The following is a 16,885-nucleotide window of genomic DNA, read 5'->3' as shown; positions in this document are numbered from 1 at the left end:
AACAAATGTAAAGTAATATACTAATTTTTCTCTAAAATAGTTCCACCAATAAAAACTTCTTTGTTAATCTGTTTTGGTTTTCCATAGATAAAAATAGAGCCTCCAGCCTTAACTTTAGCGTCCACTAATGTATTAGCATGAATTTCCGATTGACCACCAGCAGAAACGCTTATAGACGTTTGAGAAGTATGTAAATTCTTTGCTTTTAGAATTCCGCCAGATGTAATAGTTACATTCTGATTTGTAGCTTTTCCTGAGATGCTAACAATTCCGCCCGCATATGCTTTCACATTTACTTTGTCGACATCAAGATCTAACTTTATTTCGCCTCCCGATTTTGCATTCAAATCTAGATTTGTTTGTTTAAAATCTGCTTCGCTTGAAACAAAACTTCCTTCACTTACTGCTATACTTTCTAGATTTTTGAAGTATAATTTAACAACAATATCATCCCCTGATAATAGTTTTGGAAATGGCATTCTTATTTTTAATTCTCCATTTTTATTTACAGCTTCTACTTCATCAGCTCTTGATCCTGAAATAACCATTTTATTTTCATTAGCTGCAATTAACTTTACTGTGATTTTATCAAAAACTTTCACTTCATCAAAATCACCTAAGTTTCTGTTTACTTGAGCATTTGTAAATTGCATTACCAATACAAAAGCTATAATTAATACTTTTTTCATTTTTTTGTTTTAATTATTATTCAATTCTTCTTAAAAAATTAAAATCTAGTTGTTTTTTAACTAAATCAGCATTTTTAACTTTAACGTAAATTTCATCTCCTAATTGCAGTAACTTACCTGAAGTTTCGCCTTTAAGTGCATACTGCTTTTCGTCAAATGTGTAATAATCATCTTTGATATCACGAATTCGAACCATTCCTTCGCATTTATTTTCGATAATTTCAACAAAAATTCCCCATTCTGTAACACCAGAAATTACACCTAAAAATTCTTCATCTTTATGATCCTGCATGTATTTAACTTGCATATATTTGATAGAATCACGTTCGGCATTTGTAGCTAAACCTTCCATTGTTGAGGAATGTAAACACTTTGTTTCATAAGTATCTTCGTCAACTGATTTTCCACCGTCCAGATAATGCTGTAGCAATCTGTGTACCATAATATCCGGATAACGACGAATTGGCGAAGTAAAATGTGAATAATAGTCAAAAGCTAAACCGTAATGTCCTATGTTATCAGTAGAATATTTGGCTTTACTCATACTTCTAATAGCCAGTGTATCAATAAGATTTTGTTCCTTTTTACCATTTACTTGCTCCATTAAGCTATTCAGTGATTTTGAAATATCACCTTTATTACGGAAATCAATTTTGTAACCAAACTTTGCAATTACCGTTTGCATGGCTATTAATTTATCTTCATTTGGCTCATCATGAATTCTATAAATGAAGGTTTTCTTTTGTTTTCCAATGTACTCTGCTACTTTTCTATTGGCTAAAAGCATGAATTCCTCAATCAAATGATTGGCATCTTTAGACACTTTAAAATAAACTCCTTGAGGTTCACCTTCTTCATCTAAGTTGAATTTTACTTCTACTTTATCAAAAGAAATCGCTCCTTCAGCCATTCTCTTTTTTCTAAGAATTTTAGCTAATTCATCCATTTTTAGCGTCGCTGCTACAATTTCTTCAGAAACTTTATAGGAACTACCCGTAATCGAAATTTCGGCTGGAATTACGTCATCTTTAATCTCTATGATGTATTGTGCTTCTTCATAAGCAAAACGCTGGTCAGAGAAAATTACAGTTCTACCAAACCATTGATTGACTACTTCGCTTTTTTCATTTATTTCAAATACAGCTGAAAATGTATATTTCTCTTCCTGTGGACGTAAAGAACAAGCAAAATTTGATAGTACTTCAGGTAGCATTGGTACTACTCTATCTACTAGATAAACTGAAGTAGCTCGTTGGTAAGCTTCATCATCTAAAATAGTTCCTTCTTCAAGATAATAGGAAACATCGGCAATATGAACACCAATTTCGTAATTACCGTTTTCTAATTTTTTAAACGAAAGTGCATCATCAAAATCTTTAGCATCCTTTGGATCAATGGTAAAAGTCAACGTATCGCGCATATCACGACGTTTCGCTATTTCACTTTCCGTTATGGAAGTATCTATTTTTTGTGCAAATGTCTCTACTTCAATAGGAAATTCTGAAGGTAAACCATATTCTGCGAGAATAGCATGAATTTCAGTATCATGTTCTCCTGGTTTCCCCAGTACTTTTATAACGGAACCAAAAGGACTATCGGCTTTTTTTGGCCAATCTTCGATATGCACTAAAACTACATCTCCTTGTTCCGCCTCCCCTATTTTATCTTTTGGAATAAAAATATCTGTGTACATTTTTGGATTTGCAGTCGAAACAAAAGCAAAATTGGCTTGGATATCAATTACTCCCACAAAGTCAGTTTTATGTCTTTCGGTAACTTCAATGACCTCACCTTCTGGTCTTTTTCCTTGTCTTTTGTTATAAACATAAACTTTTACAAGATCTTTATCTAAAGCGTGATTCAAATTATTAGTAGGAATAAATACATCTTCCTCTAGATCAGCACACACAAAGTAAGCTGTTCTGCGTCCTGTCATATCAATTTTACCTTCGTAATAATCTTTACTAACTGCTTTTATTAAATATTTTCCTGGTTCAGATTCTATAATCTTATTTTGAGACGCTAAAATTTTCAAATCTTTAATAATTTGATTTCTACTTTCAGTATCATCTAGCTCTAGTTTTGCTCCTATCTGTTTATAATTGAATGCTTTATTAGCACTTTGCGATAATATTTTTATAATTTTATCAGAGAAATCCTTTCCCTTTTTTATCGGCTTTCTTAATCTTTTACTCATAAATTCTTTTCTTAAAAGTCTAAAATTACAAAATAGTAAACTGTTATTAGTAAAGACTGCACAGATTTAAACAAAATATAACTTTAAAGATAAATTGTATCTTTATAAAAAGAATAAAGATGGAAGAATTTAGAACAGTTGCAATTTTTAATTACTCTCATGAAATTGTGGTCTTGAAACATTTGTTAGAACAAGAGGATATTAATTATTTTTTTGAAAATGAAATCATGTCTTCTTTTGCACCGATGTATTCGAATGCTTTGGGCGGAATCAAACTTAAAATTCATCCAAACGATTTTGAGAAAGTTCAAGAGTTACTAGACAATTTAAATAACAACTTGACTATCGTTTAAATTTGATAGCAATCTAAAATATTTTTTTTTGAAAGTTGTCAACATATATTAATATAAACAAAAAGAAAAATTAAATTTAAAATCTTTCTTGGTTGTTATTATAGCTTGTTAATAGTGGCAATAAATTTATTTTTAAATGTATTGAAATGAAGTTTAAAGATGTTGTTGTGAGTTATCAACATAGTTATATTGTGATAAAGCATTCGTTTTTAAGTGTTTTTATAAATTAGTTAACAATCGTTGATAACCTATTTACTATTGTTTTTGTAAATAACTTTGACTATCCTTTTTTGTTAATAACCTACTTTTATATATTGATAACTATCCCAAAAATATACCAAACTAAATTAGGAATTCTGATACCAGTTTTGGATTAGCTTTTTTTTATTTACAACACTAAAAATCTTCTAATATTCTATCTGAAGTTATCAACATTTATTGTTAACTTAAGGTTAACTGAATATCAAGTAATTAGGTATTGCTATTAACAATGCAAAATTTTAACATTATTCTTTTATATTTACTATTGATTTTCAGCTAATTAAATAGAATGTATAATTGTTGATAACTCATAAATAACTATATATCTGTTAGTTAAAGAGTATTATTCGCAAAATAATTTTTCAACTAAATAAGGGTCATTTATATTCAATAGTATAGACTAAGTTTTTTAAATTTGCACCACACAACTAAATACATATAAAATGAAAATCTCGATTGGAAATGATCACGCTGGACCAGAATACAAAAAAGCAATTGTTGAAATGCTTCAAGCAAAAGGATATGAAGTTACTAATTATGGAGCAGATTCAGAAGCTAGCGTAGATTATCCTGATTTTGGGCATCCAGTTGCAACTGATGTAGCACAAGGAAAAGCTGATTTTGGAATTATAATTTGCGGAAGCGGAAACGGAATTGCAATGACAGCAAACAAACATCAAAAAGTGCGCGCTGCCTTATGCTGGATGAAAGAAATTGCAGCTTTAGCACGTCAACATAATGATGCCAATATTATCAGTATTCCTGCTCGTTATACTTCTATTGCACAAGCTGTAGATATGGTAGACACTTTTTTGACTACTGAATTTGAAGGAGGAAGACATCAAACTAGAGTAGATAAGATTTCTTGTTAAATTAGAACTATTTTTAAAATAATAATTATTTGCCCTGCTTTTTAGCGGGGCATTTTTTATAAAAATACGTCCAAAAAAAAGGTGTTAATTTATTTAAAATATTTATTTTTTGTAAAAATATAGAGTCTAAGTTGTTTAAAATGAATGATTTGTAATATTTTTATTTTAAAATAATAAAATAATTGATGAAAGATATTAGTAAAACTATTGTAGGAAGTATTCTAATTATTGTAATGCCTAAAAAAGCTAAGCAATTAAGTAATAAAGGAATGACAATTGTGGTAGGTTTAACGCTTAAAGAACGTTTAATGCGTCATGCTTTGTTAGGAAAAGCTAAAAGAAATGAAGATTTTGAAACACTATCTCAATTTCATCAAGATTTTTGGACAAATAGAGCTGAAGAATATTTTTCTACAAGATTATTTAATAATGTTTTAGAAGATTTTTTCATACCAGAATGTTCTTTTTTGGTAGAATTATTAAAAGATAAATTAGATAAAGAAGGTAGAAAATTTAATATGTTGGTTGAAATTGGAACAGGTGAAGGAACAGTGTTAAATCATCTAAGTTTAAAACTTCCTAATGTAGATAGATTTATTGGGATAGATTTGAGTGTTACTCAAATAGAGGCCAATAAAAAAGTATTTAGTAAAAATCAAAAACTAGAATTTGTTGCGTCAGACGCATTCGATTGGATTAAAGAGAACAGAAACGAGCATATCATAATTTTAACTTCGGCAGGTGTGTTAGAATATTTTGTTCAATCTAGATTGCAAGATTTTTTTAACGAATTAAGTGTTGTTGGAAAAGTAATTTTTGTAGCTATTGAGCCAGTAGGAGTGAATCACGATTTTTTAAGAAATCCAAATTCTGAGATTTACGGTGTTGAAAATTCCTTTTCACACAATTATATAAAAATGTTTAACGATGCTGGATTTAGTATATGTCATCAATCTAAAGTAGTCCTTCCAAAATCAGATTTGTATATGGATTTAATTTTAGCAAGTAACTAAAATTATTTAAAAATCGATAAAATAATACTTTACAATTTTTAGTAATGAACATTTTTTTAAAATGATATACACAGTATAAAAATTAAGTTTTGAATAGAAAGTCCTATGCGTTATTAAAACAGTTTAGATAGAAAAGCGTAAAAATTAAGGTAATTTGAATTAAAACTAGTACCCAAAACCTCAATAAATACCTTCTTTTAGCAGTTTTGTGTCTAAAAATAAGCATAGCTATTCCAGAACCAATCGTTCCACCTATCAAAACAAAAGTTAAAAGTGTATTCTCGGAAATTCTGCTTTTATGTTTTTTAGATAAATATTTATCATAGCCAATTAGTATAAAGGCAATTAAATTTAAAAACAGAAATAGGTAGAATAAAACAATCATTTAACTCATTTTAACTCCCAAAGATATTATTTTCGCAAGGTGATTTTTTATAAATCTAATATCAATCATCTAAAATTGCATATCTCAAAATGACTAATATCCAATACATATCTAAATTTGTAGCAACCACAGCTATTAACATTCAAAATACCGTTCAATTATTACAAGAAGATTGTACAATCCCTTTTATTTCCCGTTATCGAAAAGATACAACTGGAAACCTTGATGAAGTTGAAATTGAAAATATTTCTAAGTTTCAAAAAGAGTATGAAGTAATTGTAAAAAGAAAAGAAGCTATATTAAAATCAATTTTAGAGCAAAATTCTTTGGTACCAGAATTAAAATCTAAAATTGAAAATAGCTACGACTTGCAGGAGATAGAAGATTTTTATTTGCCTTTTAAAAAGAAGAAAAAAACCAAAGCTGATGTCGCTCGTGAAAATGGATTGGAACCATTAGCTAAAATTATTATGGCTCAAGGCAATGATGATATCAATTTTATTTCAACAAAATATTTGAATGAGAATGTTATTAATGAAGAAGCGGCTTTGCAAGGTGCCAGAGATATTATAGCGGAATGGATTAACGAAAACATTTATGTTCGTAAACAATTACGTAGATTGTATCAAAGGAAAGCGACAATCTCAACCAAAGTGGTAAAATCAAAAAAAGAGGATGAAAATGCTCAAAAATTCAATCACTATTTTGAATGGTCAGAGCCGTTATCTAAAACACCTCCACATCGATTATTAGCGATGCTTAGAGCTGAAAACGAAGGTTATGTAAAAATGAAAATCGAAGTTGATACAGACGAAGCCTATGATTTAATTGATGAGATAATTTTGAAAAAACAAAGCAATTCTACTTCTCATGTGCAACTTGCTATCGAAGATAGTTTTAAACGCCTTTTAAATCCAGCTATATCTAATGAAAGTTTGCAAGAAGCTAAGGTTAAAGCTGATGCTAATTCTATTCAGGTTTTTGCTAATAATTTAGGACAGTTATTATTAGCACCGCCATTAGGCGAAAAGCGAATTTTAGCGATTGATCCAGGATTTAGAAGCGGTTGCAAAATTGTTTGCTTAGATGAAAAAGGGGATTTGTTATACAACGAAACTATTTATCCGCATGCACCCCAAAAAGAGGAAGCAATGGCGATGAAAAAAATCCGTTCAATGGTCAATTCTTATAAAATTGATGCGATTTCGATAGGAAACGGAACTGCTTCAAGAGAAACAGAATTCTTTATAAAGAAAATTGCTTTTGATAAACCCGTGCAAGTATTTATAGTTTCTGAAGCTGGAGCCTCGGTTTATTCGGCATCTAAAATTGCTAGAGAAGAATTTCCAAATTATGATGTTACCGTTCGTGGTTCGGTTTCGATAGGAAGACGTTTGAGTGATCCTTTGGCCGAATTGGTAAAAATTGATCCAAAAGCTATTGGCGTAGGCCAATACCAGCATGATGTAGATCAAAATAAATTGAAAGAAGAATTAGACAATATCGTGATTCGTTGCGTGAACTCGGTTGGAATTAATATCAATACGGCAAGTAAACATTTGTTGAGTTATGTGAGTGGAATAGGAGAGAAGTTGGCCGAAAATATTGTTACTTATCGCTCTGAAAATGGTCCATTTACGGATCGAAAACAACTCAAAAAAGTGCCAAGATTAGGAGAAAAAGCGTATCAGCAAGGCGTTGCTTTTATCCGAATTTCGAATGCTAAAAATCCACTAGATAATTCAGCAGTTCATCCAGAAGCCTATGGAATTGTTGAAAAAATGGCGAAGGATTTAAAATTGACTGTAAATGATTTAATTGCTAATCCAGAAAAAATAGCTCTAATAAAACCAGAAAACTATATCACACCCGAGATAGGTTTGCTAGGTTTGAAAGATATTATTAAAGAACTTGAAAAACCGGGATTAGATCCAAGAAAATCAGCTAAAGTATTTGAATTTGATCCTAATGTAAAATCAATTAAGGATGTTAAAACAGGAATGATTTTAGCAGGTATCGTTAATAATATTACCAATTTTGGTTGTTTTGTAGATATTGGCGTTAAAGAAAGTGGATTAGTTCACATATCACAACTCAAAGCAGGTTTTGTAAATGATGTAAATGAAGTGGTAAAATTACACCAACATGTGCAAGTAAAAGTAACTGAGGTCGATGAAGATAGAAAGAGAATTCAGTTGACAATGATTATTTAACTAAAAAAAATATCCAAATTCTATAAGTCTCACTTATGGAATTTGGATATTTTTAATATTGAAAGAAAAGAAATTTATTCTTTTGTTTCCTCTTCTTTTTTAACTACTGCTTGGTCTTCTTTAGAAGCATTTTTGAATTCTTTAATTCCATTTCCAAGACCTTTCATTAATTCTGGAATTTTTTTACCTCCAAAAAGTAATAAAACTATAGCTAATATAACCAGGATTTCTGTAACACCTAATCTTCCCATGATTGAATAATTTATTGCCGCAGCAAATTTGTATTAAATAGATAGGCAAAGGTATACAGAATTAGTTAACAGTATATTGTTTTATTGATTTTTATTTAGTTTGTAGTACGTTAAAAATTTATTAAAAATAAGTCTATATTAGTTCATTGTCGCAAGTAGAACAGAATACAAGCAATGACAATAATTGTTATATTTGTTTAATAATAAAAATGTATGTCTAAAAAAAGACTCAAAAGAACCAAAATCAAGGAAAATTTATTCAATAAACGACGTTTAATTATTTTAAACGAGGATACTTTTGAAGAGACTTTTTCCTTAAAACTAACCTTGATGAACGTCTTTGTTCTTGCTACTTTAGGAGCAATAGTTATTACCACTGTTACCACTTTTATTATTGCTTTTACTCCCTTAAGAGAATTTATACCAGGATATTCCTCTTCAAAACTAAAAAAAGATGCTACTGAACTTGCTTTAAAATCAGATTCATTGACAATTGCACTAAAGAAAAATGAAGCCTACATTATTTCTATTAAAAAAGTACTGACTGGACAGTTAGATTACGCTAAATTCAATAAAGATTCTATACTTGCTTCTAGTGATGCCGCAGTAGAACCTGAACTTTTAAAAGCCTCCAAGGAAGAATTAGAATTAAGAAAAGAGGTTTTTAAAGAAGAAAAAAATGCGCAAATAGGTAAGAATCCAGTTTCTAAGAAAGAAAAGAGTAAAAAATAAAAACAATAAAATTTTGTGCCTTTGTGCCTTCTTGGCAAAACCAAAACATCTATGTCTATAAAATCTATCGCAGCAAAATTGTTTGCACAAAAAATATATAATAAAACCCAAGTTTGGGTTAACAATCCAGTTGAGACTCAAAATAAAGTATTTTTGCAATTAATAAAAGAGGCAAAAAAAACGCAATTTGGTATTGATCATCAATTTGAGTTAATAAAATCTACTTCAGATTTTGCTAAGCACGTACCGGTTCGAGATTACGAAGGGCTAAAGTCTTATGTAGATCAAGTGGTAAAAGGTGCCGAAAACGTGCTATGGAAAGGAAAACCACTTTATTTTGCCAAAACTTCCGGAACGACCTCAGGCGCGAAATACATTCCTCTTACTAAGGAATCAATGCCTTTTCATATTGAAGCTGCAAGAAATGCAATCCTACACTATATTCACGAAACCGGAAAAGCTGATTTTGTTGACGGAAAAATGATTTTCTTGCAAGGAAGTCCAATATTAGAAGAAAAAAATGGCGTAAAATTAGGTCGATTGTCTGGAATTGTTGCTCATTTTGTTCCAAAATATCTTCAAAAAAATAGAATGCCTTCGTGGGAAACTAACTGTATTGAAGATTGGGAAACTAAAGTAAATGCTATTGTCGAGGAAACATTCCACGAAAATATGTCTGTGATTTCAGGGATTCCTTCTTGGGTGCAAATGTATTTTGAGAAATTGCATCAAAAAGGAGGAAAACCAGTGGGTGAAATCTTCAAAAATTTCAATTTGTTCATTTACGGAGGTGTAAATTATGAACCATATCGTGCTAAATTCGAAAATTTAATAGGCAGGAAAGTGGATAGTATAGAGTTATTTCCAGCATCGGAAGGATTTTTTGCCTACCAAGATTCTCAAAAGGAAAAGGGAATGTTACTACTATTGAACGCAGGAATTTTTTATGAATTTATAAAAAGCGACGAATTTCATACTGATTCTGAAGATTCGGGACCAAAACGATATACGATTGGCGAAATAGAACTAGGTGTAAATTATGTTTTGATTATTTCAACAAATGCAGGACTTTGGGGATATAATATTGGTGATACTGTTCAATTTGTATCTTTAAAACCCTATCGAATCATTGTTTCTGGTAGAATTAAACATTATATCTCGGCTTTTGGAGAACATGTTATTGGCAAGGAAGTTGAAAGTGCGCTGCAAGAAGCTATAGTAGGTACTACTGTTCGAATAAATGAATTTACCGTTGCGCCACAAATTTCGCCAGCTATTGGTTTGCCTTATCATGAATGGTTTATTGAATTCGAGAATGAACCAGAGGACAGCGTAGCTTTTGCGGAAGCGATAGACAACGCCATGAGAAAACAAAATATGTACTACGACGATCTAATCGTGGGCAAAGTGTTGCAAAAACTAGTGGTTACTCCAGTAATTAAGAACGGTTTTCAAGATTATATGAAATCAATAGGAAAACTTGGCGGACAAAATAAAATCCCTAGACTTTCTAATGATAGAAAGATTGTGGATTTACTAAAAAAGGAATAAATAACTTATATTTGAAGGTTAGAAAAAAAGTAGAAAATGAAAGAAACAAAAAACATATCTCGTTCTAGAGCACAAGAATCATCAGCAGCTATTGAAAAAATGTACATTACGATGCGCCATTTATTCAATAGAGGATTTTATAAACCTATGGGTGTTTCTGGAGATACCTTACGTGAAGCATTATTAGCGTTGCGTCCGGAAATTTATGGAAATATTGGTGAGGAAAAAGTAGAACTAAATGGACTTTTATATGTAATTGAGCGGCTTCCGGTAGGAATTGAAGAATGTAGATTTATCAATTTGACTTCTGAAGAGGGCTATTCTAAATCACATTTTCAAGCAATTGTACCGCCAAAAAGACGTAGAAATTGCTATCGTATTGACGAGGAGCAAATGAATGTGGAAATTACGCGCGGACGCTCGGATATTTATGATATTTTGACGCACTTGACATTTATCTTTATTGAATCACATAAAATTAGAAATCGAGTTTTGCTGGATGATGCCGGCGAAGTTTCACGCGATTGGTTCAAACTAGAACAAGCCGTTTCTCAAAAGAAAAAGCTGACTCTTGTAGAGAAAGAAAAAGCCATTTCGCACGCTGCAAATATTCTAGGGAGAACATTTGAGGAAGTTTTGGATATTTATGACGCTTTTGGTTCAGTAGCTGCGCCAGACCGGTTTTTGCATGTTATTTATTGGTTAGGAAAACTCGCCATTGAAGAAATTGTTGATGATAATAAAAGGACGATTACCTTTAGCCCAATATTAAGAGAGCGATTGGGACACCACATTCACGGTGAAATATGGGCTACAAACATTAAGAAGGTTTTAGAAGAAAACCAACTTTTAGACCGTCCAATTCACGTGATTAGTGCTAATATGCACTCTGTGATGAACTCTATTTTTGCCACGGAAGTTTTGAAAACCAAGTTTAAAGATAAATCTGATTTCTTTATATATGAGGAATTGAGTAGGTCTGGTGCTGACGAAGTTCGAAACCAAGTTTCAGTAGTCGCCTTGAAATGCGGTATGTTTTCGTTGCCAGATGCTTCTGGTACTAATATAGATGTTCAAATTTTTGACACCGCTAAAATAAATTGGTCAAAAACCTCATTTCCCACAGCAAATAGTACTGATAAAAAACCTGTTTTGATTGTTATGGATTATGCGTTTGGTGAACAAGCGTATGAAACCATTGATGAATTATTAAAACCGTATAAAAAAGATATTCTTTTGAATGTCGAGTCTGTATCTATTATGGGAAAAGCGGGAATTCTAGAGGGTGGAAAAGGAGATATTATGATTCCTAACGCACATATTAACGAAGGAACAGCAGATAATTATTATTTCGAAAATGAATTAACAGCTGAAATGTTTGAAGGAAATGATATTGCAGTTTTTGCAGGACCAATGGTTACTGTACTTGGAACATCATTACAAAACAGAGATTTATTAAAATTTTTCCACGAGTCTACATGGGGAATTATTGGTTTAGAAATGGAAGGTTCTTATTACCAAAAAGCCATTCAATCTGCATCAAAAATTAGAAAAAGTGTTCCGCATGATATCAAAGTTAGATATGCCTATTATGCTTCTGATAATCCTTTAGAAACTGGAAGTACGTTAGCATCTGGCGGACTTGGAACTTCGGGTGTAAAACCAACTTATTTGATTACAATTAAGATATTAGAACAAATTTTTGGCATTAAATAATTTAGTAAAAATCGAATCTTCTTTCGTTTCTAAAATTCAAAAACTATGAAAAGAATACTTATTACTGGAGCTGCAGGATTTTTAGGTTCACATCTTTGTGATCGTTTTATCAAAGAAGGCTATTTTGTAATTGGGATGGATAATCTCATTACGGGAGATTTGAAAAATATTGAACATCTATTTAAGTTAGAAAATTTTGAGTTTTATCATCATGATATTACAAAGTTTGTCCATGTACCAGGTAATGTAGATTATATTCTTCATTTTGCTTCGCCTGCAAGTCCTATAGATTATTTGAAAATTCCTATTCAAACACTAAAAGTGGGCTCTTTAGGAACGCATAATCTTTTAGGATTAGCAAGAGTAAAAAATGCTAGAATTCTTATTGCATCAACTTCTGAAGTGTACGGTGATCCATTAATTCATCCACAAACAGAAGAATACTATGGAAATGTAAATACAATAGGACCGAGAGGTGTTTACGATGAAGCCAAGCGCTTTCAGGAATCGATTACAATGGCGTATCATACTTTTCATGGTGTAGAGACTAGAATTGTGCGAATTTTTAATACTTATGGTCCAAGAATGAGACTCAATGATGGCCGTGTTATTCCTGCATTTATCGGACAAGCAATTCGTGGCGAAGATTTAACGATTTTTGGTGACGGAATGCAAACACGCTCATTTTGTTATGTCGATGATCAAGTTGAAGGAATTTTTAGATTATTACATTCTGATTACGTTTATCCAGTAAATATTGGGAATCCAGACGAAATTACAATCAAGGATTTTGCTGAAGAAATTATTAAATTGACGGGAACCAATCAAAAAGTAGTGTACCATCCGCTGCCTATAAATGACCCTTTACAACGTCAGCCCGACATTACTAAAGCAAAGGATTTATTAGGATGGGAAGCTAAAGTAGGTCGTGCAGAAGGTATGAAAATTACCTATGATTATTTCAAATCTTTATCTAAGGAGGAACTTTCTAAAGAAGAACATAAAGATTTTTCAAGCTATATAAAGTAGTGAAAGCAAAAACAGGAAGATATTCAGGCTATATTCGTCCATTTTCTTATCTGATCGATTTTATAATCATCAATGCTTTGTCTATTTATTTAGTACCCGTTCACGAACAACCATTATTTTATGCATTTCTTATTAGTTTTGGATGGTTTATTATTGCGGTATATTTAGGTTTTTATGAAGTTTACCGTTACACAAGAGTTATTACTATTTTAAATAACGCATTAAAGCAAACTGCATTATTTGGTTTATTCTGTCTCGCATTAGAGAGGTATTATTCTGAATTTTTTAATCAAAAAAAGGTAGTTTTATTTGTTATAACTGTAGTACTTCTCGTTTTGTCTATTAAACTTTTTATCTATTATTTTTTAAGAAGATTAAGAGTTTTATACGGCGGAAATTCAAGAACAGTAGTTTTATTGGGAAATGAAGAGAAAATTAATCCGCTCAAAGATTTTTTTACAGATAACCCAGACTACGGTTATAGACTAGTTAGAATATTTCCATTAAAAGAAGATAAAAAGTTGCAAATTAAGGAATGCCTTTCTTTTGTTTTCCAAAAAGAAATCGATGAAATTTATTGCTCTTTGGCTGATCTATCAGAGAATGAAATGGCCGATATAATAGATTTTGCCGATAACAATTTGAAAACTTTAAAGTTTATTCCTGATGGAAATCAAATTTTATCAGCTAATATAAAGTTTGAGTTTTATGATTATATTCCTGTAATTTCTTTGAGAAATATTTTACAGGAGGAACGTTTTAATAAATTTATCAAACGAATTTTTGATCTTGTTTTTTCCTCATTTATTATCATTGCTATTCTATCTTGGCTGGTACCAATAATGGCTATTTTGATAAAATGGGAATCTAAAGGACCAGTATTTTTTATACAAAAAAGAAATGGACTCAATTATAAAAAATTTAATTGTTACAAGTTTCGATCTATGGCAATAAATGACACCGCTGATTTGGAATTATCTTCTAAAAATGATGCGCGTATTACTCGGATAGGAAAGTTTATTCGTAAAACCAGTATCGACGAACTACCTCAATTTTTTAATGTGTTTTTTGACGAAATGTCAGTTGTAGGACCAAGGCCTCACATGGTTAGTGTTGCGAATTTGTATGCTTCTAAAGTGGATAAATTTATGGTGCGCCATTTTGTAAAACCGGGCATTACTGGACTAGCGCAAACTAAAGGATTTCGTGGCGAGGTAGAAACCGATGAAGATATTATTAATCGAGTGAAATACGATATTTTTTACATCGAAAATTGGTCTATTCTTTTAGATATAGAGATTATCTTCAAAACAATTTTTAATACCCTAAAAGGGGACGATAAAGCGTATTAGAATACACCTTTATCCAACAAATAATTCATCTGCTTTTCAAGATTAAAAACTTCTTGCGATTTTTTAAATATGGTCTTTTTCATTTTGTGAATTTCTGATTTACTTAGTTTTGAAAGTTCAATTAGTTTTTCATTCAAATCGGTATAGTTTTCAACCTTACAAACCCATCCTAAAGAATTTTCATTTACGATATTCTCGCCTTCGCCACCACCAAAATATAAAATAGGAAACCCCAATGCACCATATTCAAAAATCTTTGAAGGAACGGAGCCATAAATCCTAGTTTTCAATGGAACAATAGCAATATCAAAGGTTTTTAATATTTCGTGTAATGCGTTGCGCTCTAACATTCCATGAAAGAATTTTTTTTGGTCTGTATCGGATGAAATAAACGCTTCAATCGCTGTTTTTTCTGCGCCATCACCAAACAGATGTAACTCGATATTTAGGTCTTTTAAATCTATTTTTTCGCACAATTCTAAAACGCCTTGCGCAACACCAAAAAGACCGGCGTAGAAAATTTTAATAGGTTCGTTTTTTTGGGTTTCTAAATCAATTTTAACGTTTTGATATTCTGGGAAATTGCGGTATAAGAAGCATTTCTTTTCAGGAAAAACAGTGTGGATGTGAGTGATGATTTCTTTGGATTGTCCCAAAATTAAATGGGCTTTTTTGTAGATAAAACGTTCTAAAAATAATGAAATACGATGTGAAAATGAATTTACTTTTAAAACATTCAGTTCAATGGCAGCAGTGGGCCACAAATCAGAAACATTGAGTATGATTTTTTTGCGCTTCAGCGAAAGAACAAAAACGGAAATAAAAGAAAGCAGTAACGGCGGTGATTGTACTACTACTTTTTGAGGTGTTTTTTGAAACAATAAGTAAAAAAACAGTCCCAAAGAAAAGGATAAAACAGATATTAGTCTTTTGATCGTATTTTTACTGTTGCTTGGATAAATCCAAAGACGTTTAACAAGTATGTTTTGAAGATTTTCAGTAACCGAAAATTTACCCTTATATTGCGGAAACAATTCGCCTTTGGGATAATTTCCTAAAGGACAAAGCACGGTAACTTTATACTTGTTTTGATGTAATTTTAAAGCCAGCTGCTCAATGCGATTGGCAGCTGCGCCTTTCTCTGGCGGATAGTAATTCGTTATGATAAGGATGTCGCCCATTACTTTTTTGAAAGTAAAATATCAATTATTCGTTCAGATGCTTTACCGTCCCAAAGTTCAGGAATTCCTGCGTTTCGAGGACCATTTTGAAGAAAATATCCAAACATTTTATTTAGATTCGCAATCGATGTTCCAACTAAAGTATTCGTACCTATGGTTTGCGTTTCTGGTCTTTCAGTGTTATTTCGCATGGTGAAACAAGGAATCCCTAAAACTGTAGTTTCTTCTGAAATTCCGCCAGAATCTGTAATGACCGCAAAACTGTTTTTAATTAAAAACATAAAATTCAAATACCCTTGTGGTTCAACAAAGACGATATTTTTCAAGTTCAACTTGGTATCGCCTAAAATCGCTTTTGTTCTTGGATGAAGAGGAAAAATCACTTTTTTGTCTCCAACCATTGTATCAATTCCTTGTAAAAGTTGAATCAATGATTGCTCCTCATCAACATTCGATGGACGATGTAAAGTCAAAATGATATAATTTTTGGGTTCTAAATTAAATTCGTTCCAGAAAAGTGGTGCTGAAATTCGATCTAAGTTTTGATACAAAGTGTCTATCATTACATTTCCAACAAAATGGATATTAGCAGCATCAGCTCCATATTTTAACAGATTTTCTCCTGCCCAAATAGAAGTGGTGAAAAAATAATCGGTTATACTATCCGTAACAATTCGATTGATTTCCTCCGGCATTGTCATATCACCCGAGCGAATTCCTGCCTCTACATGAGTTACTTTAATGTTTAATTTTTTAGCAACAATCGCACAAGCCATAGTCGAATTAACATCTCCAACCACCAAAACTAAATCGCATGGATTTTGAAGTAATTCTTGTTCAAAAGCGACCATTATTGCAGCAGTTTGTATGGATTGTGAGCCGCTTTTTACCACTAAGTTTGCTTTGGGCTCAGGAATATTTAATTCTTGAAAAAATGTATCACTGAGGTTTTTGTCATAATGTTGTCCAGTATGAACCAATCGATAGGAGACTTCTGCACCTTCGGCTTGTTTTTTATCTATCGCTTTAATGATGGGTGCGATTTTTATAAAATTGGGTCTTGCGCCAGCAACTATTGTGATTTTCATAG

General features: G+C 31.5%; 15 protein-coding genes. 9 read left to right on the top strand and 6 right to left on the bottom strand.

Annotated elements, in window-relative coordinates; translation table 11 throughout:
• Nucleotides 1-20 precede the first annotated feature (20 nt).
• On the bottom strand, nt 21-689 hold the full coding sequence (locus LNP27_RS03860; protein WP_229943194.1) for a head GIN domain-containing protein: 669 nt from the start codon (nt 687-689) through the stop codon (nt 21-23).
• Nucleotides 690-705: 16 nt separating this feature from the next.
• Nucleotides 706-2,886 carry a ribonuclease R gene (rnr, locus tag LNP27_RS03855; protein WP_229943193.1) on the bottom strand — a complete coding sequence of 727 codons (2,181 nt, stop codon included), beginning with the start codon at nt 2,884-2,886 and terminating at the stop codon, nt 706-708.
• 119 nt (nt 2,887-3,005) lie between these two features.
• Here rnr and LNP27_RS03850 point away from each other — a divergent pair, with 119 nt between their 5' ends.
• From LNP27_RS03850 to LNP27_RS03840, 3 genes are all read left to right on the top strand, one after another.
• Entirely contained in the window at nt 3,006-3,239 is a 234-nt protein-coding gene (locus LNP27_RS03850; RefSeq protein WP_229943192.1) for a putative signal transducing protein, read from the top strand.
• Nucleotides 3,240-3,943: 704 nt separating this feature from the next.
• Entirely contained in the window at nt 3,944-4,372 is a 429-nt protein-coding gene (gene rpiB, locus LNP27_RS03845) for a ribose 5-phosphate isomerase B (RefSeq protein WP_229943191.1), read from the top strand.
• A 185-nt stretch (nt 4,373-4,557) separates the two neighbouring features.
• A complete protein-coding gene (locus LNP27_RS03840; RefSeq protein WP_229943190.1) occupies nt 4,558-5,385 on the top strand; it encodes a class I SAM-dependent methyltransferase in 828 nt (275 codons plus the stop codon).
• A gap of 103 nt (nt 5,386-5,488) precedes the next feature.
• Here the strand turns inward: LNP27_RS03840 and LNP27_RS03835 are convergent, their stop codons facing one another.
• The gene (locus LNP27_RS03835; protein WP_229943189.1) at nt 5,489-5,770 is read right to left on the bottom strand and encodes a DUF1294 domain-containing protein; all 282 of its coding nucleotides are present in this window, start codon (nt 5,768-5,770) and stop codon (nt 5,489-5,491) included.
• Between the two features lie 89 nt (nt 5,771-5,859).
• Between LNP27_RS03835 and LNP27_RS03830 the strand changes: the two genes are divergently transcribed.
• Nucleotides 5,860-7,983: a Tex family protein gene (locus LNP27_RS03830; protein ID WP_229943188.1), complete on the top strand. Its 2,124-nt coding sequence runs from the start codon at nt 5,860-5,862 to the stop codon at nt 7,981-7,983.
• A gap of 74 nt (nt 7,984-8,057) precedes the next feature.
• Here the strand turns inward: LNP27_RS03830 and tatA are convergent, their stop codons facing one another.
• Entirely contained in the window at nt 8,058-8,234 is a 177-nt protein-coding gene (tatA, locus tag LNP27_RS03825) for a twin-arginine translocase TatA/TatE family subunit (protein ID WP_229943187.1), read from the bottom strand.
• Between the two features lie 213 nt (nt 8,235-8,447).
• Here tatA and LNP27_RS03820 point away from each other — a divergent pair, with 213 nt between their 5' ends.
• From LNP27_RS03820 to LNP27_RS03800, 5 genes are read left to right on the top strand one after another with little or no spacing between them, the layout of a single operon-like run.
• Nucleotides 8,448-8,966, top strand: coding sequence for a peptidase (locus tag LNP27_RS03820; RefSeq protein WP_229943186.1), 519 nt, complete (start codon nt 8,448-8,450; stop codon nt 8,964-8,966).
• Nucleotides 8,967-9,017: 51 nt separating this feature from the next.
• Complete coding sequence (locus LNP27_RS03815) at nt 9,018-10,517, top strand: GH3 family acyl-acid amido synthetase (protein WP_229943185.1); 1,500 nt, start codon at nt 9,018-9,020, stop codon at nt 10,515-10,517.
• Between the two features lie 36 nt (nt 10,518-10,553).
• Entirely contained in the window at nt 10,554-12,233 is a 1,680-nt protein-coding gene (locus tag LNP27_RS03810; protein WP_229943184.1) for a DUF6909 family protein, read from the top strand.
• Nucleotides 12,234-12,278: 45 nt separating this feature from the next.
• A complete protein-coding gene (locus LNP27_RS03805) occupies nt 12,279-13,262 on the top strand; it encodes a UDP-glucuronic acid decarboxylase family protein (RefSeq protein ID WP_229943183.1) in 984 nt (327 codons plus the stop codon).
• Nucleotides 13,262-14,614 carry an exopolysaccharide biosynthesis polyprenyl glycosylphosphotransferase gene (locus LNP27_RS03800; protein WP_229943182.1) on the top strand — a complete coding sequence of 451 codons (1,353 nt, stop codon included), beginning with the start codon at nt 13,262-13,264 and terminating at the stop codon, nt 14,612-14,614. Before LNP27_RS03805 ends, LNP27_RS03800 begins: the two co-directional genes overlap by 1 nt.
• On the opposite strand, the gene LNP27_RS03795 is transcribed toward LNP27_RS03800, so the two are convergent.
• Entirely contained in the window at nt 14,611-15,795 is a 1,185-nt protein-coding gene (locus LNP27_RS03795) for a glycosyltransferase family 4 protein (protein WP_229943181.1), read from the bottom strand. The two genes, LNP27_RS03800 and LNP27_RS03795, sit on opposite strands and share 4 nt — an antisense overlap.
• Nucleotides 15,795-16,883, bottom strand: a complete 1,089-nt coding sequence (gene wecB, locus LNP27_RS03790; RefSeq protein WP_229943180.1) for a non-hydrolyzing UDP-N-acetylglucosamine 2-epimerase — start codon at nt 16,881-16,883, stop codon at nt 15,795-15,797. Before wecB ends, LNP27_RS03795 begins: the two co-directional genes overlap by 1 nt.
• Nucleotides 16,884-16,885 lie beyond the last annotated feature (2 nt).

Source organism: Flavobacterium galactosidilyticum (assembly GCF_020911945.1).
GTDB lineage: Bacteria > Bacteroidota > Bacteroidia > Flavobacteriales > Flavobacteriaceae > Flavobacterium > Flavobacterium galactosidilyticum.
This window is presented reverse-complemented; position numbering and strand designations above follow the sequence as displayed.

Excerpts from the sequence above, each read along its gene's own strand:
- LNP27_RS03860 (WP_229943194.1), bottom strand. The coding sequence starts at position 689 with ATGAAAAAAGTATTAATTATAGCTTTTGTATTGGTAATGCAATTTACA.
- rnr (WP_229943193.1), bottom strand. The coding sequence starts at position 2,886 with ATGAGTAAAAGATTAAGAAAGCCGATAAAAAAGGGAAAGGATTTCTCT.
- LNP27_RS03850 (WP_229943192.1), top strand. The coding sequence starts at position 3,006 with ATGGAAGAATTTAGAACAGTTGCAATTTTTAATTACTCTCATGAAATT.
- rpiB (WP_229943191.1), top strand. The coding sequence starts at position 3,944 with ATGAAAATCTCGATTGGAAATGATCACGCTGGACCAGAATACAAAAAA.
- LNP27_RS03840 (WP_229943190.1), top strand. The coding sequence starts at position 4,558 with ATGAAAGATATTAGTAAAACTATTGTAGGAAGTATTCTAATTATTGTA.
- LNP27_RS03835 (WP_229943189.1), bottom strand. The coding sequence starts at position 5,770 with ATGATTGTTTTATTCTACCTATTTCTGTTTTTAAATTTAATTGCCTTT.
- LNP27_RS03830 (WP_229943188.1), top strand. The coding sequence starts at position 5,860 with ATGACTAATATCCAATACATATCTAAATTTGTAGCAACCACAGCTATT.
- tatA (WP_229943187.1), bottom strand. The coding sequence starts at position 8,234 with ATGGGAAGATTAGGTGTTACAGAAATCCTGGTTATATTAGCTATAGTT.
- LNP27_RS03820 (WP_229943186.1), top strand. The coding sequence starts at position 8,448 with ATGTCTAAAAAAAGACTCAAAAGAACCAAAATCAAGGAAAATTTATTC.
- LNP27_RS03815 (WP_229943185.1), top strand. The coding sequence starts at position 9,018 with ATGTCTATAAAATCTATCGCAGCAAAATTGTTTGCACAAAAAATATAT.
- LNP27_RS03810 (WP_229943184.1), top strand. The coding sequence starts at position 10,554 with ATGAAAGAAACAAAAAACATATCTCGTTCTAGAGCACAAGAATCATCA.
- LNP27_RS03805 (WP_229943183.1), top strand. The coding sequence starts at position 12,279 with ATGAAAAGAATACTTATTACTGGAGCTGCAGGATTTTTAGGTTCACAT.
- LNP27_RS03795 (WP_229943181.1), bottom strand. The coding sequence starts at position 15,795 with ATGGGCGACATCCTTATCATAACGAATTACTATCCGCCAGAGAAAGGC.
- wecB (WP_229943180.1), bottom strand. The coding sequence starts at position 16,883 with ATGAAAATCACAATAGTTGCTGGCGCAAGACCCAATTTTATAAAAATC.